The organism is Haladaptatus sp. ZSTT2, from assembly GCF_037081775.1.
GTDB lineage: Archaea > Halobacteriota > Halobacteria > Halobacteriales > Halococcaceae > QDMS2.
In genome coordinates this window covers 1643293-1665328 of the sequence record NZ_JBAMHQ010000001.1, presented here as the reverse complement: position 1 = coordinate 1665328, position 22036 = coordinate 1643293, and the positions used below count along the sequence as shown (strand labels likewise).

Annotated in this window: 24 protein-coding genes; 16 read left to right on the top strand and 8 right to left on the bottom strand. The window is 62.5% G+C overall.

The features are described from left to right. The first annotated feature begins 73 nt into the window (after nt 1–73). Together V5N13_RS09070 and V5N13_RS09065 are read left to right on the top strand one after the other, a co-directional pair. Nucleotides 74–934, top strand: coding sequence for a DUF3267 domain-containing protein (locus V5N13_RS09070; RefSeq protein ID WP_336360506.1), 861 nt, complete (start codon nt 74–76; stop codon nt 932–934). A gap of 45 nt (nt 935–979) precedes the next feature. Continuing rightward, nucleotides 980–1987: a threonine aldolase family protein gene (locus V5N13_RS09065; RefSeq protein WP_336360505.1), complete on the top strand. Its 1008-nt coding sequence runs from the start codon at nt 980–982 to the stop codon at nt 1985–1987. Here the strand turns inward: V5N13_RS09065 and V5N13_RS09060 are convergent. Then, nucleotides 1984–2124 (bottom strand): DUF7859 family protein, encoded by a 141-nt coding sequence (locus tag V5N13_RS09060; protein ID WP_332897587.1) that lies wholly within the window; start codon nt 2122–2124, stop codon nt 1984–1986. The two genes, V5N13_RS09065 and V5N13_RS09060, sit on opposite strands and share 4 nt — an antisense overlap. Before the next feature lie 90 nt (nt 2125–2214). On the opposite strand from V5N13_RS09060, the gene V5N13_RS09055 reads away from it, so the two are divergent. After that, entirely contained in the window at nt 2215–2913 is a 699-nt protein-coding gene (locus tag V5N13_RS09055) for an ArsR/SmtB family transcription factor (protein ID WP_336360504.1), read from the top strand. 103 nt (nt 2914–3016) lie between these two features. Here the strand turns inward: V5N13_RS09055 and V5N13_RS09050 are convergent, their stop codons facing one another. Continuing rightward, nucleotides 3017–3532, bottom strand: coding sequence for a metallophosphoesterase (locus V5N13_RS09050; protein WP_336360503.1), 516 nt, complete (start codon nt 3530–3532; stop codon nt 3017–3019). Between the two features lie 72 nt (nt 3533–3604). Here V5N13_RS09050 and V5N13_RS09045 point away from each other — a divergent pair, with 72 nt between their 5' ends. Both V5N13_RS09045 and V5N13_RS09040 read left to right on the top strand, forming a co-directional pair. Continuing rightward, nucleotides 3605–4552, top strand: a complete 948-nt coding sequence (locus V5N13_RS09045; protein WP_336360502.1) for a cation diffusion facilitator family transporter — start codon at nt 3605–3607, stop codon at nt 4550–4552. 49 nt (nt 4553–4601) lie between these two features. Further along, on the top strand, nt 4602–6776 hold the full coding sequence (locus V5N13_RS09040; protein WP_336360501.1) for an ATP-dependent DNA helicase: 2175 nt from the start codon (nt 4602–4604) through the stop codon (nt 6774–6776). On the opposite strand, the gene V5N13_RS09035 is transcribed toward V5N13_RS09040, so the two are convergent. Together V5N13_RS09035 and V5N13_RS09030 are read right to left on the bottom strand one after the other, a co-directional pair. Then, nucleotides 6773–7249 (bottom strand): 2'-5' RNA ligase family protein, encoded by a 477-nt coding sequence (locus V5N13_RS09035; protein WP_332897582.1) that lies wholly within the window; start codon nt 7247–7249, stop codon nt 6773–6775. The genes V5N13_RS09040 and V5N13_RS09035 overlap by 4 nt on opposite strands. Beyond that, a complete protein-coding gene (locus tag V5N13_RS09030; protein ID WP_332897581.1) occupies nt 7250–7435 on the bottom strand; it encodes a DUF7554 family protein in 186 nt (61 codons plus the stop codon). It lies immediately after the preceding gene. 157 nt (nt 7436–7592) lie between these two features. Between V5N13_RS09030 and V5N13_RS09025 the strand changes: the two genes are divergently transcribed. Continuing rightward, complete coding sequence (locus tag V5N13_RS09025) at nt 7593–8027, top strand: hypothetical protein (RefSeq protein WP_336360500.1); 435 nt, start codon at nt 7593–7595, stop codon at nt 8025–8027. Here the strand turns inward: V5N13_RS09025 and V5N13_RS09020 are convergent, their stop codons facing one another. From V5N13_RS09020 to coxB, 4 genes are read right to left on the bottom strand one after another with little or no spacing between them, the layout of a single operon-like run. Then, entirely contained in the window at nt 8028–8693 is a 666-nt protein-coding gene (locus V5N13_RS09020; RefSeq protein WP_336360499.1) for a DUF7546 family protein, read from the bottom strand. Next, nucleotides 8690–8950 carry a cytochrome C oxidase subunit IV family protein gene (locus V5N13_RS09015; protein ID WP_332897578.1) on the bottom strand — a complete coding sequence of 87 codons (261 nt, stop codon included), beginning with the start codon at nt 8948–8950 and terminating at the stop codon, nt 8690–8692. The genes V5N13_RS09020 and V5N13_RS09015 overlap by 4 nt, the downstream gene beginning before the upstream one ends. Before the next feature lie 9 nt (nt 8951–8959). Then, a complete protein-coding gene (locus V5N13_RS09010; protein WP_336360498.1) occupies nt 8960–11455 on the bottom strand; it encodes a cbb3-type cytochrome c oxidase subunit I in 2496 nt (831 codons plus the stop codon). Beyond that, nucleotides 11452–12189 carry a cytochrome c oxidase subunit II gene (gene coxB / locus V5N13_RS09005; protein WP_336360497.1) on the bottom strand — a complete coding sequence of 246 codons (738 nt, stop codon included), beginning with the start codon at nt 12187–12189 and terminating at the stop codon, nt 11452–11454. The genes V5N13_RS09010 and coxB overlap by 4 nt, the downstream gene beginning before the upstream one ends. A gap of 180 nt (nt 12190–12369) precedes the next feature. Here coxB and V5N13_RS09000 point away from each other — a divergent pair, with 180 nt between their 5' ends. From V5N13_RS09000 to argF, 10 genes are all read left to right on the top strand, one after another. Further along, nucleotides 12370–12891 carry a DUF6789 family protein gene (locus V5N13_RS09000; protein ID WP_336360496.1) on the top strand — a complete coding sequence of 174 codons (522 nt, stop codon included), beginning with the start codon at nt 12370–12372 and terminating at the stop codon, nt 12889–12891. Nucleotides 12892–13169: 278 nt separating this feature from the next. Further along, nucleotides 13170–14408 carry an argininosuccinate synthase gene (locus V5N13_RS08995; protein WP_336360495.1) on the top strand — a complete coding sequence of 413 codons (1239 nt, stop codon included), beginning with the start codon at nt 13170–13172 and terminating at the stop codon, nt 14406–14408. A gap of 1 nt (nt 14409) precedes the next feature. Next, on the top strand, nt 14410–15864 hold the full coding sequence (gene argH / locus V5N13_RS08990; RefSeq protein ID WP_336360494.1) for an argininosuccinate lyase: 1455 nt from the start codon (nt 14410–14412) through the stop codon (nt 15862–15864). 168 nt (nt 15865–16032) lie between these two features. Beyond that, nucleotides 16033–16197 carry a lysine biosynthesis protein LysW gene (lysW, locus tag V5N13_RS08985; RefSeq protein ID WP_332897572.1) on the top strand — a complete coding sequence of 55 codons (165 nt, stop codon included), beginning with the start codon at nt 16033–16035 and terminating at the stop codon, nt 16195–16197. A gap of 42 nt (nt 16198–16239) precedes the next feature. Beyond that, nucleotides 16240–17100 (top strand): lysine biosynthesis protein LysX, encoded by an 861-nt coding sequence (gene lysX / locus V5N13_RS08980; RefSeq protein WP_336360493.1) that lies wholly within the window; start codon nt 16240–16242, stop codon nt 17098–17100. After that, on the top strand, nt 17100–18143 hold the full coding sequence (argC, locus tag V5N13_RS08975) for an N-acetyl-gamma-glutamyl-phosphate reductase (protein ID WP_336360492.1): 1044 nt from the start codon (nt 17100–17102) through the stop codon (nt 18141–18143). Before lysX ends, argC begins: the two co-directional genes overlap by 1 nt. Further along, entirely contained in the window at nt 18144–18968 is an 825-nt protein-coding gene (locus V5N13_RS08970; RefSeq protein WP_336360491.1) for an acetylglutamate/acetylaminoadipate kinase, read from the top strand. Further along, nucleotides 18965–20092, top strand: coding sequence for an aspartate aminotransferase family protein (locus V5N13_RS08965; protein ID WP_332897568.1), 1128 nt, complete (start codon nt 18965–18967; stop codon nt 20090–20092). The genes V5N13_RS08970 and V5N13_RS08965 overlap by 4 nt, the downstream gene beginning before the upstream one ends. After that, a complete protein-coding gene (locus tag V5N13_RS08960) occupies nt 20089–21126 on the top strand; it encodes a [LysW]-lysine hydrolase (protein ID WP_336360490.1) in 1038 nt (345 codons plus the stop codon). The genes V5N13_RS08965 and V5N13_RS08960 overlap by 4 nt, the downstream gene beginning before the upstream one ends. Continuing rightward, the gene (gene argF / locus V5N13_RS08955) at nt 21123–22028 is read left to right on the top strand and encodes an ornithine carbamoyltransferase (protein ID WP_336360489.1); all 906 of its coding nucleotides are present in this window, start codon (nt 21123–21125) and stop codon (nt 22026–22028) included. Before V5N13_RS08960 ends, argF begins: the two co-directional genes overlap by 4 nt. The last annotated feature ends 8 nt before the right edge of the window (nt 22029–22036 follow it).

The following is a 22036-nucleotide window of genomic DNA, read 5'->3' as shown; positions in this document are numbered from 1 at the left end:
TGCCTTCTGTACAGCGAGCGTGCCCGTCTCACACCACGATTATCTCCTCGGTACGCGACTAGGGAAGTAGACTATGGGTTCGCTTGAAACGCCTCCAGTCGCGACGTTCGCCGTCTCACGACAGCTTGCCCTCGAATGGACCGGCCTCAGCCTCGCCGGATTCGTCGTGTCGCTGTTCGCCCTCGGCGGCCTCTACGCCGGCGTCACTGGCAAAACGGTGGGTGGCATCGTCATCGAATCGGGCAACACGGGCAGTGTCGTCACCACGCTCGTCGTCGGACTCGTCCTCATCATCGGCGTCATCGTCGTCCACGAACTCATCCACGGGGTGGCCATGTCCCACTACGGCGGTAACCCACGCTACGGCACGGGTGTGGCATACTTCGTGCTCCCGTACGCCTACGCCACCGCTGACACCGAGTTTACGCGCAACCAGTTCATCGTCATCGCCCTCGCGCCGCTGGTCATCATCACCGCAGTGGGGGTTCCGATAATGCTCATTTTCGACCTCCCGCTGCTCCTGTTGGCGCTCGCCATCAACATCGCGGGCGCGGTTGGCGACCTCTGGATGGTGAGCGTCCTCAGTCGCTTCCCCGCCGACGTGGACGTGGTCGATACCATGACCGGCCTCGCCGTCTACGGCAGCGTCGAAGCCCCGCCACTCCAGGGCATCGGCGGCGTGCTCCGACGGACGCTCATCGGCTTTGGCGTGACCATCGGCGTGTTCCTCATCGTGTCGATGCTCGCCCCGATTTTTCTCAGTCTCGCCGGCGTTACCGAGTTCTCGCTTGGCCCACCCGAAACGATTTGGAGCATTTTCCAGTGGGAAAGTAGCCCCGAGGGTTTTTCCTCCTCGCTCGGCGGCGGCATCGTCGGCGTGAGCGGGCTGGTTGGACTTGCCTACGGCGTGCTCGGGACGAGACGTGCGCGCTGACAGGACGACCACGACCTATTTCGGGTATCCCGAAAAACGAGGGGTATGCTCGATTTGCGAAGCGACACCGTGACCCTACCCGACGACGACATGCGCGAAGCCGCCGCCGAAGCCGACGTCGGTGACGACGTGTACAGCGAAGACCCGACGGTCAACGAACTCGAAGCCCGCGCCGCGGAGATTATCGGCAAAGACGACGCGCTGTTCGTCCCCTCGGGGACGATGGGCAACCAGATTGCCGCGAAGGTGCACACGAGTCCCGGCTACGAGGTGCTCGTCGAACGCGAGAGCCACATCTACAAGTGGGAACTTGGCGGCCTCGCCCAGCATTCTCAGTTGCAGGTGCGCACGATAGACGGCGGCGACCGCGGCGTCCTCACGCCGGAAGCCATCCGCGAGAACGCCATAGAGGAGAGCGACCACGAAGCCGGAACCGGCCTCGTGTGCGTCGAGAATACGCACAACGCGAAAGGTGGCGTCGTCGTCTCACCCGAGGAGATGGACGCCGCAGCGAACGCAGCCCACGACATCGGCGTCCCGCTTCACGTCGATGGTGCGCGCATCTTCAACGCCGCAGCCGCGGCAGATGTGCCCGCAAGCCGCCTCGTGAAAGAGGCAGATTCGGTGATGTTCTGTCTCTCGAAGGGCCTCGGCGCGCCCGTCGGCTCGATGCTCGCGGGCAGTGAGGAGTTCATCGACGCCGCCCACCAGGTTCGCAAGCTCATGGGTGGCGGGATGCGACAGGCGGGGATGGTCGCCGCACCCGGCTTGCTCGCGCTCGAAAACCGGTCACGGCTCGCAGCCGACCACGAGAACGCCAAACGGCTTGCCGCCGGACTCAGAGACCACGGCCTCACCGTCAAAGAACCAGAGACGAACATCGTGCTCGTCGAGACGGGCGAGCAGTCAACCGACGAGTTCCTCTCTGCGTGCGAAGAACAGGGCGTGCTTGGCGTGCCGTTTGCCGACGGCGTGGTTCGCTTTTGCACCCACTGGAACGTCTCAACAGAGGACGTAGAAACCGTCATCGACGCCGTCGGGCAGACGCGCTAACGACGCCCGCCGTCCATCCCCTCGCGGAAGGCGAGGAGCGTCCGGCGCATGAACAGATAGACCGCAAGGATGAACGAGAGGAACACCACGACAAGCCCGACGAGGACGAGCGTGTTGGTGTCCATGCCAAATATCATGCAGTTGCGTTCCCGCCGAGCGGGGAAAGTCGTTTCGGGGGACCAATTCTGTGAAAGGATTGATATGTTAGTGCGAAGAAGCGTGCGACAATGCCGTTGTTGCCCTCCTCTCCCAGTGCCGACGGGGACGATGCCACCCCGCGCGTCATCGGCGTCGATAGCGATGACGCAGACGCCCTTCTCGGCGCGTTGTCCTCGGAAACCGCCCGGCGGGTGTTGACCGCGCTCCACGACGAGCCAGCTCCGCCCTCGGCGCTCGCAGACCGCATCGGAACCTCGCTCCAGAACGTCCAGTACCACTTAAAGCGCCTCGAATCGGCGGGGGCGATTTCGGTGGTTGACACCATCTACTCGGAGAAGGGCCGCGAGATGAACGTCTACGCACCCGCCGACAAACCGCTCGTCATCTTCGCGGGCCGCGAGCAGGAAACGGGTGGCCTCAAGAGCGTCATCACGCGACTGTTCTCGGGGGTTGCCGTTCTCGCCGGCGCGAGTCTGGTGGTGCACGCATGGGCGAGTCGGCGCGGCGTGCCGGGTGGAAGTATAACGACACCAACGCAGATAACGGCCGCGACGACCAAGACGACGCAGCAAAGTGGCGGTGGGTTCAGCATCGCAGAGGCGACCACACAGACGGTAACGGAGACGGCAACACAGACCGCGAGCGCCACCGCCGAGCTGACGACCGCGGCCACGAGTGACGCGGGGCTGCCGCCGGGTGCGCTGTTTTTCGCCGGCGGTGCCATCGTCTTGCTGGCGTGGGCTGTGGTAGCCTATACGGATAGGTGAAATCCGTCTTTGACCTTACCGAGATTACATTTACACACGAGCCATACCACCAGATGGGGCGGCGATATGCCCGCCTACACCTGCTGGCGCTGACCGTGTGGGGTCAGCCCTCCAATTCTATTCTAAACGTGTCGAAGGCCGTCCCGGCTGGTTCGATGAGGCGGCCTTCGGCGTGGTCTCCAACGACCTCGAGTTCCGCGTAGCCCGGGCGATGCCAGCGCGGGTCTGCGTGGCTCCCCGGATTCAGAAAGCCAATGTCGCCGCGCTGCTCGAAGCCGGGTTCGTGTGAGTGACCGAACACGACGAGGTGGGCGTTCGCCTGCCGCCCGAACATGGTGAGCGACGTGTCGGTGTGTTCGTGGCCGTGAGTGAGCGCGATTCTGAGGCCGTCAAACTCGATGACGCGCTCTGCGGGGAGCCGCGAGCGAACCGCGTGGACGTCGGTGTTGCCGTACACCGCCTCCAGTCGGGTCGCTTCCTGTTCGAACGCGGAAAGGGCGGCTTCGGTGTAGAAATCGCCTGCGTGCAACACGAGGTCGGCCTCGGAGACGGCATCGAACACGCGTCCCGAAAGACGGTGGCCGGTGTTGCCGTGAGTGTCTGAGACGACGGTAATCATGGCAATCGGTACGCGTCGATGACACAAGACTACCCCGGAACGATTTTGGCCACAGGATGACACGAATGCATAATGGCTGGAAGCAAATCCGTCGTCTACGCCGCCCTCTTCGCGAACGGAGCCATCGCGGTGCTCAAATTCTTCGGCTTCCTGCTGACCGGAAGCCCCGCGATGCTCTCTGAGACTTACCACTCCATCTCCGACACCGGCAACCAAATCTTCCTCCTCATCGGGATTCGATACGGTGCGAAAGAGGCGAACCGTGACCATCCCTTTGGCTACGGGAAAGCCCAGTTTTTCTACTCGTTTCTCGTGAGCGTCTTGCTGTTCGGGATTGCAGGCTGGGAGAGCGCGAAACACGGCTACGAAGCAATCATGCACCCCCACGTCCCCGCCACCGGGTCTGCGACCCTTCTCGGGGTGACGATTCCGTCGGTGTGGGTGAACTACAGCGTCCTCATCGGCGCAATCGCCTTCGAGAGCTACGCCTTCAAGAAGGCCTATGCGGTGATGAAACTGCAAATCGACGAACACGAATGGGCTGGCTTCCGCGAGGCGTTCAAGAAGACGAGCGACGTGACGACGCTCACCGCGCTCACCGAGGACACGATTGCGCTCGGCGGAGCGGGCATCGCCCTCGCAGGCATCTACCTGACGCGCGTGACCGGCAATCCGTTCTACGACTCTGTTGCGGCCCTGCTCATCGGGCTGATGCTCATGGGCTTCGCCGTCGCGCTGGCGTGGGAGAACAAACGCCTGTTGCTCGGTGAGAGTCTCCCTGCCACAGAGGAACAAGACCTGCGGGACATCGTGCGCAACTGGGAGGGCGTCGAGCGAATCGAGGACTTTCGCACGGTTTACTTCGGCCCGGAGCGCCTGATTCTGGTCGCGGACATCGCCTTCGCAAACGGCTTCGACACCGAGGAGATCGACGACATCATCACCGAGATGGAAGCCGCGCTCAAGAAAGAAGAGCCGGACGTGACGAAGGTGTACATCGAACCGGAAGTGCTCAACTGAGCCGAGGCGGCGAAGTATTTTAAGCGAATACGGCGAACCCTCGTCCAACGTGGCAGACGAAGGGTACCTGCGATTCTTCCCCTACGACGCGCCGTACGACAACCAGCACGAGGCGATGGACCGCATCTACAACTCACTCGCCCGTGAGCAGGACGTCCTCTTCGAGGGAGCCTGCGGGACTGGGAAGACTCTCTCTGCGCTCGTCCCGGCGCTCGAATACGCCCGCGAAACGGGCAAGACGGTCGTCATCACGACGAACGTCCACCAGCAGATGCGCCAATTCATCGCCGAGGCCCGCGCGATTACGCGCAAGGAGCCGATTCGCACGGTCGTGTTCAAGGGCAAAAAGTCGATGTGCCACATCGACGTGGGCTACGAAGAGTGTCAGGTGCTCCGGGATACCACCCGCGAGTACGTCGACACCGAACAAGACCGCGAGCAGTTAGAACAGCGCGAACAGGAGTTGCTCGAAGCGAGTCAGGCGGGTGAAGACGGCGCAGCAGAGGCGCGGGCCACCGTGATGAAAGAACTCGAAACGCTCGGTGACGACCTCTCTGACCTCAAATCGAACGTCTGTGAACACTACTACAACAACCTCACAGCCGATACGAGCGAGTTCTTCTCGTGGCTGTTCGCGGACGTGCGCACCCCGGACGACGTGTACGACTACGCAGAACAGCGCCACCTCTGTGGCTACGAACTCCTGAAAGAGGGGATGGAAGGCGTCGACCTCGTCGTCTGTAACTACCACCACCTCCTCGACCCGATGATTCGCGAGCAGTTCTTCCGGTGGTTAGACCGCGACCCCGAGGACATCATCGTCGCGTTCGACGAGGCGCACAACGTCGAGGATGCGGCACGCAAACACGCCTCGAAAACGCTCACCGAGAACACCGTAGACCAGGCGTTAGACGAGGTCGAAGACACCGACGACCCGCGCAGACAGCCCGCGAAAAACGTGATTGGCGCGTTCCGCCGGGCGCTCTCGCAGGTGCTCGACGACACGCTCAGCTACGGCGAGAAAAAGCGGGTCAAAGAGAACTGGAAAGACCTCCCGATTGCCAACGACGACCGCCGCGACGACCTCACGCTGGCCTTTCTGCAAACGTACTCGGGACAGGGAATCAACGCCGACTTAGAGCAGGCTCAAGCGCTCGGAGCGACGTTAGACCAAGAGTACGAAGACGCCTATAAAAACGGCGAGACCACCACGAGACAGGAGTGTCAAACCCTACAAGCCGCCCGGTTCATCGCCCTCTGGATGGCAGAAGGCGGAAAGGGCGGCCAATACCCCGTCGTCTCCGTGCGGCGCAACGAGCAGACGAATGAGGTGTACGCTCGCGCCGAACTGTACACCTGCATCCCCCAGCAGGTCACCCGTGACCTGTTCGATGAAGTGTACGCGAGCATTCTGATGAGCGCAACGCTGCGGCCGTTCGACGTGTTCGAGGACGTACTCGGCCTCGAAGACCCCGCGACGATGGCCTACGGCCTTCAGTTCCCCGAGGAAAATCGCCGCACGTTCGCCGTCGAGACCCCGGCGCTGTTTTCGAGCGAGCGGGGCAACCCCGAGACGCAAGCCGAGATTGCGGACGTGCTCCGCGATGCGATTCGGATGACGCCGGGCAACACCCTCGCCTTTTTCCCGAGTTACGCCGAAGCCGAACGCTACTTCGAGATGGTGTCTGGCACAGTGGACGCGAAACTCTACCGTGACGAGCCCGGCCAGTCGGTCGAAGACATTCGCCAAGAGTTCTCGAATCACGACCACGCTGCCCTCTTTACCTCGCTCTGGGGAACCCTGACAGAAGGCGTGAGCTTCGACGGCGACGACGCGCGAACCGTCGTGGTCGTCGGCGTGCCGTACCCACATCTGAACGACCGGATGGAAGCCGTCCAAGCGGCCTACGACGCCGCGTTTTCCGACCGCGGGCGGGACGCTGGCTGGGAGTACGCCGTCGAGATTCCGACGGTCAGAAAAACCCGCCAAGCCCTGGGAAGGGTGATTCGCTCGCCCGAGGATTTCGGGGTGCGGGCGCTCGTGGATAAGCGATATACCGAGGCCGCCCGCAAGGATATGGGCAAGTACAGCGTCCGCGGGACGTTCCCGCCCGAGGAGCGTGGAGAGATGCTCGATATCGCGCCTGATAAACTCAAGTTCGCGATGCTCAACTTCTACGGCGATAAGGATGCGTGGGGGCCAGAGGGGCCGCCTGCGCCCTAAGCGGGGAGCCGAATTCGGCTGGCGACTTCGCGGTGTTTCGCGTCGAACAGTTCGAGCTGTGAGACCGTCCACGTAATCGGCTCGATGGTCGCAGAAAGCGTCCCGCCGCGCCCGAGCGTGATGTGTGGGGTGTAGTCGTCGCCTTCGAGTCCCTCGATGTTGCTAAACGTCTCCGTGAGGCGGTTGTGCAGTTGCATGAGACCGGGACTTTCGACGGCGAGGTAGACGACCGGGCCGGGGCCGCGCGTCGGCTGGTCGAACTGGTCGATGCCCGTTACCTGCACTTCGAAGGCGGGTGCGCCCGCGAGCGCTTGTCGAAGGCGTGTCTCGAGCGTGTAAAACTCCTCGTCGCCCAGCCGTTTTGCGAGGAGGGTGTGGCGCTCTCGAATCCGGTCGAAGCCAACAAGCTGTGGAAACAGGTCCGCAGCGAGGCGTGACACCTCACCGGGAACTGGGACGTTCAGGCTGTACACTCAAATAGTGTCGAGGAACCAGAGGACGATAAGGGCGATGATGATGAGCCCCATGATCGAGCTCATAAATTCGACGGCAAAGTCGAGAACCTGGAGGACGATTTCGAGGGCCACCCAAACCACCACGAGCCCGAGCAGGAGCTTGAGCAAGTCCCCGATGTTGATCGAACTGAGTGCATCTGACATAGACACTAATTAACACGGCTCAATAAAAATACTCCGACAAACGACTGTCTGTGGAATTGTATTCACCGTTGAGATGTCAGAAGCGTTGCTACTCGAAGCGAGTGGTCAACATACAATTATAACGAACAATGCCGTATGTCTAGGGAAGGTTGCACTCATGGTTCAAGCAGACACCCTCCTGATTCCCCTGTTGATGGGCCTGTTCTTGGTCGCCGTGGCGATAGTTCTCGTCCGAACTGGGCCGATCAGGACGCTCACCGAACCCGACCGAGACGTTGTCGGCGCAGTAACCCGACTCGTCCACCATCCGGCGAGTTGGGTGGCGGGCTTTCTCGTGCTCTCGCTTGGCTTCGGTGGCGGCATCATCCTTGCCGTGAGCGGCGAGGACGTCCCGGCCGTGCTCAAACAGACCGTCGGCGTCGTGCTGGTCGTCGTGGCGCTCGGCGTGCTCGCTAGCTTCCTCTTTTCTGGCGTATACGGCTCCGCGCGCGCCCGCGGGCTGACCAGCGCGCAGGCAACCGCCATCGGCGGGTGGTGCATTGGCCTACTGTTTCTCGGTGCCGTCGTCGTGAAACTCATCATGGCCGGGTGACTACCGACCGGGTCGCCAGTACAACAGACAGACCGCAAGGAGGAACGCGACCGTCGAGATGTCGAGTGAGTACGCAGAGAGGCTCGTGACCAGTCCCGTAGAGCCGCCGGTCACGCCCGCGAGAAGCGTGGCGACGAGCGGGAAGCTACAGGCGATACACGAGGCGACGCCGAACAGCGCCGAAATCGCGGCGACCGCCACGTCGAGGATGGTGACGTAGAGCAGGTAGCTGAGCGCGAGGTAGCCAATCACCCGGTAGGGAATGAACGAGAGATGGCCAAACGCCCCGGTGTAGAACACGCGCGGCCCCCAGCCGGGGGCGGACATCGTGACCTGCAGCCCGCTCGGAAGGTGGCTGTGGGCGGCCTGGAGCGAGGAGAGTTCGACCAGCCCGGAGAGCATCGAGAGGGCGAGCAGGTAGGCGAGTGAAGCCACGAGCGCGACTGCTTTGAGACGCCGACTGGCTTGTGTGGGTCGGGTGTGAATCACCGCCCAGAGGGCGACGTTAATCCAGAGAAATGGGTAGACGAGATACCGATAGCTGCTCACGGTAGTGTTGGTGAAACCGAGATAGGCGAATATCGAGAGGAGTTCGACGGCCACCAACGCCGCCCAGAACGGCAGTTCCGAAGGGAGCGATTGACGATAGCGAACCAACTGCGTCATGTGATCGAATACGACGCCGCAAGCGTGAGCGCGAGCGCTGCGAGCAGGCCAATCAGCATGACGAAGCTCACAGAGCGCGGTTCGCTGACAAGGTGCTGGTAGTAGCCCGCGACGAACAGCGCCTTCACGAACGAAAGGACGATGATGACGCCAAAGGCCACCCAGTAGGCGAGGCCCGCGAATTCGATTAACACCTGTGCCGTCGCCAGAACGAACAGGACGACGTAGATTGCGGCGTAGAGTTTTGTTGATGTCATGATGGTTACCTACAGGATGTAGAACAGCGGGAACAGGAACAGCCAGACGATATCGACAAAGTGCCAGTACAGCCCGAAGTACTCGATCGAGCGGTTGTTTTCGAGGTACGCCCCCCGCGAGGCGCGGACGAACAGGTACACGATGATGAAGAGGCCAACGATGACGTGGGCGGCGTGCAAGCCCGTCGTGAGGAAGAACGTCGAGGTGCGGATGTTCGTAGACAGCCAGAGGCCTTCGTGGAACAGTTCGTACCATTCGATCCCCTTATTGATGAGGAAACCCACGCCGAGCAGGAACGTCGCGGCGAGCGTCACCATGAGCAGGCGCTTGTTCTTTCGTTCGGCGGCGACGAGCGCGAGCACGATGCTAAAACTGCTCGTGAGCAGGAGGTAGGTGTTTATCAGCCCCGGCACAGGGTCGTGGGGGACTGGCTCCCACGCGATCCAGCCCGACGCCACGCGGATGAACACGTACGACCCGATGAACGCGCCAAAGAGCACCACGTCTGAGGCGAGGAAAATCCAGACGCCGAGTTTCATGTTCTCGATACCCGCAAACGGCCAGCGTTCGCCGGTGGGTTCTGCTGGGCCGTGGAACTTCTCTAACCCCATGGAGACAAGTGCATACATGCCAAGGCCGAAGCCAAAGACGGCGCAGAGGACGTAGAAACCGCCTGCGAAATCGGGTGCGAGGACGCCCTGGCTGAACCCCGACAGCCCGAGGAACGCGAAGAAGGCCGCGACGCCGACGACGAGCGGCCAGATGCTCGCGTGGCTCGGGTGGTGGTCGTGATTCTCGACTGCGACGCCGCCATCGGTGGCTTCGGACGTGCTTTCAGAGAACGTGAGCATCCCCGTGCCGTAGCTCGGCGTTCCGGGGAAGTTGTCGAGCGGCGGTGGCGAGGAGACGGCCCACTCCGCGGTCGTGGCGTACACCCACGGGTTGTCGTCGGCCTTTTCGCCTGCCCAGAGGCTCACCGTGAGGTTGTAGAACATCACGAGGAACGACGCGCCAAGGATGAACCCGCCGACGGTGGCGAGTTGGTGCCACGTGATGAGCGCGACGTGGTACTCGAACACCCGGCGGGGCGTTTCCCACGCGATGAACATCGGGAAGTAGAGCAGGTTGAATCCGACGAAGTAGAGCGCGAAGTGCACCTTCCCGAGGAACTCGTTGTACATCCGCCCACTCATCTTCGGATACCAGTAGTAGAGGCCGCCAAACAGGGCGGTGACCCCGCCCACCATCACGTAGTGGAAGTGGGCGACGACCCAGTAGGTGCCCCGGAACTCGTAGTCGAGGACGACCGCGCCGAGGAACACCCCGGTGATCCCACCGATGATGAACAGCAAGAGCGCCCCAAACGAGAACAGGAAGGGCGTCGTAAAGCGTATTCTCCCCTTAATCATGGTGTAGATGAGCGCGAACACCATCAGGTCAAAGGGCAGCGAGATACCGATGGTGGTCGCCATGAACAGCGTCTTGATGTTGAGGTTAATTGAGGTGAGGAACATGTGGTGCATCCACACCATGAAGCTCTGAATCGCCACGAGCACCATCGAGGCGATGAACCAGCGTCGGCCGACGAGGCGGCGGCCGGTGAACGTCTGGAACGTCTCCGCCATCACGCCAAGGGCGGGGAAGAAGACGATGTACACCTCAGGGTGGCCAAAGAACCAGAACAGGTGCGCCCAGAGGATGGAGCCGCCGGGGTTGTCCGGCATGAAGTACGTCGTGCCGAGCAGACGGTCTGAGAGGAGAATCAACAGCGCGGCGAGCAGCGCAGCGAACGCGAACAGCATCATCCAGACAGTGAGGAGAATGGTCCACGAGAACAGCGGCATCCGCCGGAGGGTGAGGCCTTTCGCGCGCATACGATGCATCGTCGTGAGGAAGTTCACCGACGAGACGGTGACCGAAGCGACGAACAACATGAGCGCGAGAATCGCCGTACTCGCGCCCACTTCGGGGGTGAACACGGGGACGTTGAGCGGCGCGTACATCGTCCAGCCGCCCGAAAACGTCCCTTCTTGGAAGAAGGAGACGCCAAGGAGGAGCCCAGAAGCCAGATAGAGCCAGTAGGAAAGCGAGTTGAGCCGCGGGAACGCGAGGTCTTTCGCGCCGAGTTGGAGCGGGACGACGTAGTTGGCGAAGCCAAAGGCGAGCGGCGAGAGGAACCAGAACACCATGATGAGCCCGTGCAGCGAGACGGTCTGGTTGTAGGCCGTCGCAGAGAGAATGCTCGGGCCGGGCGTCCAGAGCTGGGCGCGGATGAGCAAGGCGAGGACGCCGCCGAAGATGAGGAAGAACAGCGCCGTCACGGTGTAGAGGATGCCGATGTCCTTGTGATTCGTCGTGACGAGCCAACGTTTGACCGAGGCAGTCGGTGGCAGCCCACCTTCTGTCGGGACGAGTCCGTCTTCCGCGCCGGGTGTCGGCAGCGTGCCTTCGCTCCGGTCGATTTCCTGCTCCCCGTCCGCTGGCTGTCGGTCGTCTGTTGTCATGCTGTCACCGTTTGATTCGCCGTTTCGTTCGCCGTCGTGTTCTCGTACCAGTCGTCGAACGCACCCCGCTCCATGACGATAATATCAGCCGCCATGTAGGAGTGCCCCACCCCGCAGAGTTCGTAACACAGCGCTTGATACGACCCCGGTTCGTCGCCGATAACCCACTGAGTCGTCTCCTGGCCGGGGATGGCGTCCATTTTCACCCGCAACCCCGGGACGCCAAAGGAGTGGAACACGTCTTCTGAGGTGGCGACGAGGCGGATGCGCTGGTCCTCTGGAATCCGCAGCTCACCCGACGTCGTGTGCCCGTTTGGGTACTCGAACTTCCAGCCAAACTGGAAGCCGGTGACCTTGATTTCCAGTTCGTCTTCTTGAGGGACGTCCCCGGCTTCGACGAACAGCAGCGTTCCGTAGGTCCAGGTGATAAGTGAGAGCACGATAATCGAACTCAGGAAAAACGAAACGAACAGTTTCCGCCCGCCGCCACCACCGGTCGGGAGTTCACCGAGGCGTGGGCGGTCTTTCGCATCCGATTTCGCGCGACTCGGCTGGTCGCGGTACTTGTACGCGTTGTACAACATGTAGGTGATAACGACAACCCCGACGAGCGTGCCGAGGATGAGGAATACCACGAAAATTCGTTCGAACACGTTCGCGCGCGTCCCCCCCGGAATGAGTCCCCCAAGCCCAGACGCGAGGAAGATACTCGTGACAAGTGGTACCCAAATCATTATCACAATCTATTATTATATGTATATTCGCACATTTAGTGATTTCGGGAATTCACGGATTTCAGACCGATTAATGCCCACAAAACACACCCTATCCGCCCAAATACATAAGAAATAAAAACTGTCTACGTGGCAGCAAGAGAGGGAACGTTTTTGCCGGTAGTAATGGTAACTATTGACATGGCCGAAAATGATGCGCAATATTTAGCGGAGATGTCAGACGACGTGGCAGACCCGGATTTTGACCATTTGACCGGCGTCATCACCGACGGGTTCGTCGGCGCGGTAGGCGGGCTGGTCGGCACGGCGGCGATGACGATTGGACTGCTCGTTGGCGCGTCGCTGAGCGTCTTCGACGTGAGCGAGTTCGCCTCGTTTGCGACGTTGCTCGGCCTCGATGCGCTCTATCCGGCGAACCCCACGGCGGTTGGCTACGCCATCTTCCTGCTTGGCGGCATGATAATCTGGCCGCTGTTGCTCGCCTCGCTCGGAGCGTACCTCCCGGGTGAGAAATACGCGATAAAGGGCGTCTCCTTTGGCTTCGTGCTGTGGACCGGCTTTGCGCCCGCGTTCTATCCGGGCGTGGGCGGACTCGCGCTCGCCCTCTACCTCGTCGTGACGCTGTTGGCCCACTTCGCCTACGGCTTCACCCTCGGCGCGGTGTTTGACTACCTCTCGACGCGCCCGAAGACGCTCGTCTGAGGTACACATTCTCACGCACGGCAGGCGATTTCCGCCCGAAAATGCGCAACACTTTTGTACTCCTCTCTCTCATGATTTCAACACATGTCACGGACTGCCGTCGTTGGCTCGCCCCTCTCGGTGAGCACGGCGTCCGTTATCGTCAGCGTGCGACCGCGACCGGGCCTCTAGGCCCTTAATACCAATTCTTCAACGTCCGGTTCGCCTCACTTCCTCAGAACGTACAACTACGTGTTCTGAGTGTCACATCCGACAACCCATCCCACAGCACACACCCAATGACCACAGAATCCACAAAAATCGCCCTCGCCTTCTCCGGCGGGCTCGACACGACCGTTTGCGTCCCACTGCTCAAAGAAGAATACGGCTACGACGAAGTCGTCGGCATCACCGTCGACGTTGGCCAACCGGAAGCTGAGTTCGACGAAGCAGAAGAGACCGCAGACGCGCTCGACTTAGAACACTACGTCATCGACGCGAAAGCCGAGTTCGCAAACCTCTGTCTTGACGCCGTCAAAGCGAACGCAGACTACCAAGGCTACCCACTTGGCACCGCACTCGCCCGCCCAATCATCGCCGAAGCCATCCTCGAAAAGGCAAAAGAGGTCGGCTGTACCGGCATCGCCCACGGCTGTACGGGCAAGGGCAACGACCAACTGCGCTTCGAGGCCGTCTGGCGCGAATCTGACTTAGAAGTCATCGCTCCCGTGCGCGAACTCGGCCTCACCCGCGAGTGGGAAATCGAGTACGCAGCAGAGAAGAACCTCCCCGTAGAGAGCGGCAACGAGGGCGCGTGGAGTATCGACACGAACCTCTGGAGTCGCTCGGTCGAAGGCGACGACTTAGAAGACCCCTCGTTCATCCCCGGCGAGGACATCTACGAGTGGACGACGGCCCCGACCGGCGAGACCGAACTCGTCGAGATTACGTTCGAGAACGGCTACCCGGTCGCCGTAGACGGCGAGCAGCTGGACGCCGTCTCGCTCATCGAGTACCTGAACGAGTTCGCAGGCAAATACGGCATTGGCCGCACCGACCTGATGGAAGACCGCATGCTCGGGCTCAAAGTGCGCGAGAACTACGAGCACCCCGCCGCGACAGTGCTCCTGAACGCCCACGAGGGCTTAGAACAGCTCGTCCTCACCAAAGAGGAGCGCTCGTTCAAGAAACAAATCGACAACCAGTGGGCTGAAAAAGCCTACGAGGGCCTCATCAACGCCCCGCTCGTCACGGCGCTCGAAGGGTTCATCAACACGACCCAAGAGCGCGTCACGGGTACGGTCACCGTGAAGTTCCAGGGCGGACAGGCCCGCGTCGTCGCCCGCGAGAGCGATTTCGCGGTGTACTCAGAATCGGCCGCCTCGTTCAACACGGAGACGGTCGACGGCATCACGCAGGCAGACGCGACCGGCGTGGCGAAGTACCACGGCTTCCAGTCGCGCCTTGCGAACTCGATTCTCAAAGGCGCAAAACAGGAAGCGCCAACGCCGATGGCAGACGGCGGCGAGGACCAGTGAAATGGGGGAGGAATCCGCAGATGGCGACGTGGTTCGCCGGGAACGCTTTAGCGGCGGCCCCGCCCGCGGATTCCTCTCCTCGATGGATGCGGACACCCGGATTTTCACCGCGGACTTAGAGGTAGACCGCGCCCACGTCCTGATGCTCGCAGAGCAGGGCATCATCAGCGAGGACGAGGCGGGCCAGATTCTCCAAGCGCTCAACGTCGTTGAGGTGGAGGGCTTTTCGGCGCTCCCCGACGGCGAGGACATCCACGCCGCCATCGAGACGGCGGTCATCGGCCAGATTGGCCCCGTCGGTGGGAAGATGCACACCGCCCGCAGCCGCAACGACGAGGTCGCGGCGTGCATCCGCCACCGCTTCCGCGAGGACCTCCTCGACGCCGCAGAGGCGACCCTCGCGCTGCGCGAGGTGCTCTGTGAGGTGGCCGCAGAACACGCAGACACGCTGATGCCCGGTTTCACCCACCTCCAGCCCGCCCAACCGACGACGGTTGGCCACTACCTGCTCAGCTACGAGCAGGCGCTTTCTCGGGATACGGCGCGTCTCATGGACGCCTATGCGCGCGTGAATCAGTCGCCCCTTGGCGGGGCGGCCTTTGCGGGCACGCCGTTCGACATCGACCGCGAGCGCACCGCCGAGTTGCTCGGCTTCGACGGCGTCCTCGAAAACTCGATGGACGCGAGTTCGGCGCGCGACTTCCTCCTCGAAGGGGTAAGCGCGCTCGCAACGCTCGCGACGACGCTGTCTGGCCTCGCTGAAGACATCATCGTGTTCGCGAACAAGGGCTACGTCGAGCTGTCCGATGACTACTCATCGACCTCCTCGATTATGCCCCAGAAGAAGAACCCCGACACGCTCGAACTCGTGCGCTCGACGGCGGGCAACGCGAGCGCGGGCCTGAACGGCCTGCTCACGACGCTGAAGGGGCTGCCCCGCGCGTACAACCGCGACTTACAGAACGCGACACCCCACGCGTGGGCGGCCGCAGATGCCGTGACCGAAGCGACGGCCGTCGCGGCGGGCGCGGTGGCGACGGCCGATTGGCAGGAGGACACCCTCGCCACGGAGGCGGGGGCTGGCTTCTCGACGGCGACCGGCGTCGCAGACCTGCTTGCGATGTCCGGGATTCCGTTCCGCACGGCCCACGAAGTCGTGGCGACGGCGGCAGCGGAAGGTCAGGAATACGAGACGATTGCGGCGGCCGCGGAGGAGCTACTCGGTGCGCCCCTTTCAGACTACGTCTCACAGGAGGCCGTCGAGGCGGCGCTTGACCCCGCTCAGAGCGTCGAGAGCCGCGACTCGCAGGGTGGCCCCGCCGCTGAGGCGGTGGCGGCCCATCTCGCGGCGGCGACCGAGGCTCGCGAAGCAGACCAGGAGTGCGTGGCGTTCCACCGTGACAACCTCACGACGACCCGCGCCGAACTCCACGACGAGGTGAATCAGTATGTGTGAACGACCGCCGTCCCTTCGAGGGACGAATAATACATCTGGAATTTGATAATGCGAATTCAGAACGTGCGAAAATTGCCATCTCGGTGCGGTTAGACGGTAGTCTGTTTATTGTTTTAGTCTGACAAGTTCGATGGGTTTATAGGGGTGCGTGTCGGAGGAGCAATCACCATGGCAGAATGTGTCGAATGTGGAGCCGATGTGGCGCTTCACGACGACTTAGAAATTGGCGAAATCGTAGATTGCACAACCTGTGGCGCTGAACTCGAAGTAGTGGACGTCAACCCGCCGGTCCTCGAGAAGGCCCCTGAGCTGGAAGAGGACTGGGGGGAGTAAATTGCAAGTCACGAACGCCCACACCACGACGAGGTGGCTCGCATGAACGTTGGCATCCTCTACTCGCGCATCCGCAAAGACGAGAAACTCCTGCTCGCAGAACTCCGCGAGCGCGGCCACGAGGTCACGAAAATCGACGTCCGCAAGGTGCAGTTCGGCCTGACCGAACCACCTGAAATCTTCGACGACGTCGATATCGTCTTAGACCGCTGTCTCGCCACGAGCCGGAGCAAGTACGCAACCCAGTACGTCGCTGCCTACGGCATCCCGGTCATAAACAGCCCGGAGACCGCCGAGGTGTGCGCCGACAAGGCGAAAAACAGCCTCGCGCTCGCACAGGCGGGCGTCCCAACGCCCGCGACGGACGTAGCGTTCACCAAAGAGAGCGCGATGGAGTCCATCGAGAAGTTCGGCTACCCTTGCGTCCTCAAACCCGTCGTCGGGTCGTGGGGCCGCCTGATGGCCAAACTCGACTCGCGTGACGCAGCCGAAGCCATCTTAGAACACAAGGCAACGCTTGGCCACTACGAGCACAAGGTGTTCTACATCCAGGAGTTCGTGGACAAGCCCGGCCGCGACATCCGCGTGCTCGCAACCGACGGCGAACCCGTCGCCGCGATGGTTCGTAGCTCCGACCACTGGCTGACCAACGCCGCGAAGGGTGCGACAACCGAAGCGTTCGAACTCGACGACGAGGCACTCGAACTCGTCAAGAAGGCGAGTGACGCCGTCGGCGGCGGATTGTTGGGAATCGACCTCATGGAGACCGGTGATGGCTACACCGTCCACGAGGTCAACCACACCGTCGAGTTCAAGGCGCTCACCGACGCGACTGACGTGGACGTGCCCGCGAAGGTCGTCGACTGGCTCGAATCCAAGGTCAAGGTCGAGGTTCCTGCCTGATGAGCGAGCAACTCTCAGCCGCCGTCGTCGGCGGCTCCGGCTTTACCGGCGGCGAACTCCTTCGCCTGCTGACCGGCCACCCCGATTTCGAGGTGGCCCAGGCAACGAGCCGCCAATACGCGAACAAGTCCGTGGGGTCTGTCCACCCGAACCTTCGGGGCACCGACCTCCGGTTTTCTGCACCTGACGACCTCGAAAGCGTGGATATCCTGTTCGCCGCGACGCCCCACGGCGTCTCGATGCAGCACATCGACGGCTTTCAGGAGGCCGCGGACACGGTCGTTGACCTGAGCGCGGATTTCCGCCTCAAGACCACAGACCAGTACGACCAGTGGTACGACGGCCACGAGCGTCCCGAGCTACTGGAAAAATCGGTGTACGCACTGCCCGAACTCCACCGTGAGGATCTCCCCGGCGCGGACCTCATCGCCGCGGGTGGCTGTAACGCCACAGCGACGATTATGGGCCTCTACCCGCTGTTCGAAGCGGGCATCCTCGGCGGCGACGAACAGGTCGTCGTTGACGTGAAAGTCGGCTCCTCAGAGGGCGGTGCGAGCGGTGGGAAAGCCTCCTCGCACGCAGAGCGCTCGGGTATCGTCCGCCCGTACGCGCCTATCACCCACCGCCACGAGGCGGAAATCGAACAGGAACTCGGCCTTCGCGTTTCGTTTACCGTCCACGCCGTGGACATGATTCGCGGCGCATCGGCCACCTGCCACGTCTTCCCGAACGAGCGCGTCACGAAAGGCGACCTCTGGAAAGCCTACCGGGGCAGCTACGAGGACGAACCGTTCGTCCGGATGGCCGCTGGCGGCGGTGGCGTCTATCGCTACCCCGAACCCAAAGCCGTGGCCGGAACGAACTTCGCGGAAGTCGGCTTCGAACTCGACCCACGCAACAAGCGCCTCGTCGTGTTTTCGGCCATCGACAACATGATGAAAGGCTCGGCCGGACAGGCGATTCACGCGGCCAACATCGCCCTTGGCTTAGAGGAAACTGCGGGCTTAGACTTCCTCGGCCTGCACCCCGTGGGGGCACCGTAGATGACGGTAGTTGTGAAGATAGGCGGCGCACGCGCGGTCAACCCCGAGGGTGCGGTTGCGGATATTGCGGACCTCATCAAGCAGGGCGAACAGGTCGTCGTCGTCCACGGTGGCTCGACCGCCGTCGATGACACCTTAGAGCGCCTTGGTGAGGAACCCGAGTACGTCGAAACCCCCGGCGGCGTCGTCGGGCGGTTTACCGACGAAACCACCATCGAGGTGTTCAAGATGGTCATGCCCGGCCTGCTGAACACCGACCTCACGACGCTCTTACAGAACGCGGGCGTCAACGCGGTCGGCCTCTCCGGCGTCGATGGGAAACTCCTCACTGGACCTCGGAAGTCGGCCGTGCGCGTCGTAGAAGACGGCAAGAAGAAGATTCGCCGCGGCGACCACTCCGGGAAGATTACCGCGGTCAACGCGGACCTGCTCGAAACCCTGCTCGCAGCAGGCTACACGCCCGTTGCGACGGTTCCGATGCTCGCGGATGACGGGGTTCCCGTCAACGCGGATGCAGACCGGGCGGCCGCGGCGATTGCGGGCGCACTCGGCGCGACGCTCGTCGTCCTCACGGACGTACCGGGCATCCTCGAAGACCCGGACGACGCATCGACACTCATCTCGCAGGCGACGACGCCCGAAGAGTTCGCCGTCATCGAAGACGCCGCAGAGGGGTTCATGACGAAGAAGGTCATGGCCGCGACTGAGGCACTCGAAGGCGGCGCGAGCGAAGTCGTCGTCGCAGACGCGAACGCAGAGGCACCACTCACCGCGGCCGTAAACGGCGGCGGTACCCACATCACCCCCGGCGCACTCCAGTCATGAGCGGCTTTGTCTTTTCAGAAAAACCGATTCGTATCGACTCAGGCAGCGGCGTCACCGTCACCGACGACGGCGGCACTGACTACCTCGACTTTGGCGCAAGCTACGCTTGCACGCCACTCGGCCACTGCCACCCGACGGTCACGGAAGCCGTCCAGCACCAAGCCGAGACGCTGACCTACGTGCAGGCATCGTACCCCGTTTCTGCCCGCGACGAGTTGTACGAGCGACTCGCTGACCTCGCACCGGGCGACATTTCGAACGTCTGGCTCTGCAACTCGGGCACGGAAGCCAACGAGGCGGCCATCAAGTTCGCCCGGAGTGCGACCGACAACACGAAAATCATCGCGGCCACCCGCGGGTTCCACGGCCGCACCGCAGGCGCGTTGTCTGCGACGTGGAAGAAGAAGTACAAAGCCCCCTTCGAGCCGCTCGTAGACGACGTGGAGTTCGTCCCCTACGGAGACGAAGACGCACTGGACGAAGCCGTGGACGACGACACGGCGGCCGTCTTCCTCGAACCGATTCAGGGCGAAGGCGGCATCAATCCCGCCCCCGAGGGCTACCTGCAGGCGGCCCGTGATTTCACCGACGAGACGGGTGCGGCGCTCGTCTTCGACGAGATTCAGACCGGCCTCGGCCGGACGGGCACGCTCTGGGCGTGCGAGCAGTCGGGCGTCACCCCCGACATCCTCACGAGCGCGAAGGGCCTCGCAAACGGCCTCCCGGTCGGCGCGACGCTCGTCGCAGACTGGATTGCCGCAGACGCCGGGCCACACGGTTCGACGTTCAGCGGCGGCCCGGTCATCTGCGCGGCGGCAAACGCCACGCTCTCGACGCTCGTAGACGAGGAGATTCCCGCCCACGCAGCCGAGATGGGCGAGTACCTCACGAGCGAGTTAGAGAAAAAGGTCGGCGACACCGTCCGCGACATCCGCGGCGAAGGCCTGATGATTGGCGTTGAGGTCAAACGCGGCGCGAACCGCATGCTCCGCGACCTCGCGCTCGACCACCAGATTCTCGCCCTCCCCGCAGGGCGGACTGTCGTGCGGTTCCTCCCGCCGCTCATCATTGAGGAGGAACACGCCGACACGGTCGTAGACGCCCTCGCAGAGATACTGCAATGACCGACGCGCAAACCATCCTTTCAGATCTCGTTTCGATTCCCTCGGTGAGCGGCGACGAAGCCGCCGCCGCAGAGCGCCTTGCTGCCTACTTCGAAGAACACGACCGCGAGGTGTGGATAGACGAGGTTGGCAACGTCCGCGCACCCGCAGACGACAGCGTGTTGCTCACCTCGCACATCGACACCGTCCCCGGCGAGATTCCCGTCGAAATCGCCCCCGCCGAAGACGGCTCGGGCGACGCGCTCTGGGGCCGGGGGAGCGTGGACGCGACGGGGCCGCTCGCGTCGATGGCCGCCGCGGCCGTCTCGACCGGCGTGAGCTTCGTCGGCGTGGTGCGCGAGGAGACCGATTCGCTCGGCGCACGCCACCTCGTCGAAACGCGCGAAACGGTCCCCGATGCGGTCATCAACGGCGAGCCGAGCGGCTGGAACGGCATCACGCTCGGCTATCGGGGCTTCCTGCCCGGGACGTACATCGCCACGAGCGAGTCCGGGCACACCTCGCGGCCGGAGAACAACGCGCTGCAAGACGCCATCGCGTGGTGGAGCGCCGTCGCAGAGGAGTTTTCAGTACCCGACGACACGCCCGTCTTCGAGCAGGTGACGGCAAAGCCGACCGACTTCCACGGCGGCACGTCCGAAGACGGCCTCGCCGTCGAAGCCACGGCAACCATCCAGTTTCGCATCCCGCCAAGTCTCACCGCAGACGACATCCGCGAGATTGCGGAAACTCACCTGCACACGGGCACAATAACGTGGCGTCGCCACATCCCGCCCGTGATGATGAGTCCGCGCACCGAAGTCGCCCGTGCCTTTCGTGTGGCGATTCGCGCCGAAGGTGGACAGCCACGCTTGCTCCGGAAAACCGGCACGAGCGACATGAACATCTTCGCCGGGGAGTGGGACTGCCCGATGGTGACCTACGGTCCCGGCGACTCGGACTTAGACCACGCACCGAACGAACACCTGCCGCTCGCCGAATACGACCGCGCGGTGTCGGTGCTCGAAGCTGTCTGTAAAAAACTCAAATCATGACCCGTCACTTCCTCGATATCGACGACCTTTCGACTGCCGAACTGGACACCGTCCTCGACACCGCGGCTGACCTGAAAGCCGCCGTCGAAGCCGGAGACGCCCACGAGCATCTGGAGAACCAAACGCTCGGGATGCTGTTTGAGAAACCGAGTACGCGAACCCGCATCTCCTTCGAGACGGGCATGACTCAACTTGGCGGCCACGCCATCTTCCTCGGCCCCGAGGACATCCAGTTGAGCCGCGGCGAACCGCTCAAGGACACCTCGCGGGCGGTGTCGCGCTACGTCGATTTCCTCATGGCGCGTGTGTTCGAGCACGCAGACCTCGTGGAACTGGCCGAGTACGCAGACGTGCCGGTCGTAAACGGTCTCACCGACGACGCCCACCCGTGCCAGACGCTCGCGGATTTGCTTACCATCAAAGAGCGCTTCGACGGCTTCGAAGATGTCTCCGTCGCGTGGGTCGGTGACGGCAACAACGTCGCCCAGTCCTTTGTTTTGGGCGCGGCGATGGTCGGCCTTGACGTGACCGTTGCCACCCCCGAGGGCTACGAGATAGCCGAAGCGGTGATTGGCACCGCAGCGGGCCTCGGACAGGCCCCCGAAACCACAAACGACCCGGACGACGCCGTCGCGGGTGCGGACGTGGTGTACACCGACGTCTGGGTGAGCATGGGCCAAGAGAACCAGCGTGCGATGAAGCTCGAAGCGTTCGACGGCTTCCAGCTCAACGAGACGTTCCTCGACGACGACACGCTCGTCATGCACTGTCTCCCTGCCCACCGGGGCGAGGAGATTACCGACGCGGTAATCGAATCCGACCGGTCGATTGTCTGGCAGCAGGCCGAAAACCGGATGCACGCCCAGAAGGCACTGCTCACGTTCCTCGCGGACGCCGAGTGACTGATATG

What these genes read in the sequence shown, in the direction of transcription:
- V5N13_RS09070 (WP_336360506.1), top strand. Translation starts at nt 74, where the DNA reads ATGGGTTCGCTTGAAACGCCTCCAGTCGCGACGTTCGCCGTCTCACGA.
- V5N13_RS09065 (WP_336360505.1), top strand. Translation starts at nt 980, where the DNA reads ATGCTCGATTTGCGAAGCGACACCGTGACCCTACCCGACGACGACATG.
- V5N13_RS09060 (WP_332897587.1), bottom strand. Translation starts at nt 2,124, where the DNA reads ATGATATTTGGCATGGACACCAACACGCTCGTCCTCGTCGGGCTTGTC.
- V5N13_RS09055 (WP_336360504.1), top strand. Translation starts at nt 2,215, where the DNA reads ATGCCGTTGTTGCCCTCCTCTCCCAGTGCCGACGGGGACGATGCCACC.
- V5N13_RS09050 (WP_336360503.1), bottom strand. Translation starts at nt 3,532, where the DNA reads ATGATTACCGTCGTCTCAGACACTCACGGCAACACCGGCCACCGTCTT.
- V5N13_RS09045 (WP_336360502.1), top strand. Translation starts at nt 3,605, where the DNA reads ATGGCTGGAAGCAAATCCGTCGTCTACGCCGCCCTCTTCGCGAACGGA.
- V5N13_RS09030 (WP_332897581.1), bottom strand. Translation starts at nt 7,435, where the DNA reads ATGTCAGATGCACTCAGTTCGATCAACATCGGGGACTTGCTCAAGCTC.
- V5N13_RS09025 (WP_336360500.1), top strand. Translation starts at nt 7,593, where the DNA reads ATGGTTCAAGCAGACACCCTCCTGATTCCCCTGTTGATGGGCCTGTTC.
- V5N13_RS09020 (WP_336360499.1), bottom strand. Translation starts at nt 8,693, where the DNA reads ATGACGCAGTTGGTTCGCTATCGTCAATCGCTCCCTTCGGAACTGCCG.
- V5N13_RS09015 (WP_332897578.1), bottom strand. Translation starts at nt 8,950, where the DNA reads ATGACATCAACAAAACTCTACGCCGCAATCTACGTCGTCCTGTTCGTT.
- V5N13_RS09010 (WP_336360498.1), bottom strand. Translation starts at nt 11,455, where the DNA reads ATGACAACAGACGACCGACAGCCAGCGGACGGGGAGCAGGAAATCGAC.
- coxB (WP_336360497.1), bottom strand. Translation starts at nt 12,189, where the DNA reads ATGATTTGGGTACCACTTGTCACGAGTATCTTCCTCGCGTCTGGGCTT.
- V5N13_RS09000 (WP_336360496.1), top strand. Translation starts at nt 12,370, where the DNA reads ATGGCCGAAAATGATGCGCAATATTTAGCGGAGATGTCAGACGACGTG.
- V5N13_RS08995 (WP_336360495.1), top strand. Translation starts at nt 13,170, where the DNA reads ATGACCACAGAATCCACAAAAATCGCCCTCGCCTTCTCCGGCGGGCTC.
- argH (WP_336360494.1), top strand. Translation starts at nt 14,410, where the DNA reads ATGGGGGAGGAATCCGCAGATGGCGACGTGGTTCGCCGGGAACGCTTT.
- lysW (WP_332897572.1), top strand. Translation starts at nt 16,033, where the DNA reads ATGGCAGAATGTGTCGAATGTGGAGCCGATGTGGCGCTTCACGACGAC.
- lysX (WP_336360493.1), top strand. Translation starts at nt 16,240, where the DNA reads ATGAACGTTGGCATCCTCTACTCGCGCATCCGCAAAGACGAGAAACTC.
- argC (WP_336360492.1), top strand. Translation starts at nt 17,100, where the DNA reads ATGAGCGAGCAACTCTCAGCCGCCGTCGTCGGCGGCTCCGGCTTTACC.
- V5N13_RS08970 (WP_336360491.1), top strand. Translation starts at nt 18,144, where the DNA reads ATGACGGTAGTTGTGAAGATAGGCGGCGCACGCGCGGTCAACCCCGAG.
- V5N13_RS08965 (WP_332897568.1), top strand. Translation starts at nt 18,965, where the DNA reads ATGAGCGGCTTTGTCTTTTCAGAAAAACCGATTCGTATCGACTCAGGC.
- V5N13_RS08960 (WP_336360490.1), top strand. Translation starts at nt 20,089, where the DNA reads ATGACCGACGCGCAAACCATCCTTTCAGATCTCGTTTCGATTCCCTCG.
- argF (WP_336360489.1), top strand. Translation starts at nt 21,123, where the DNA reads ATGACCCGTCACTTCCTCGATATCGACGACCTTTCGACTGCCGAACTG.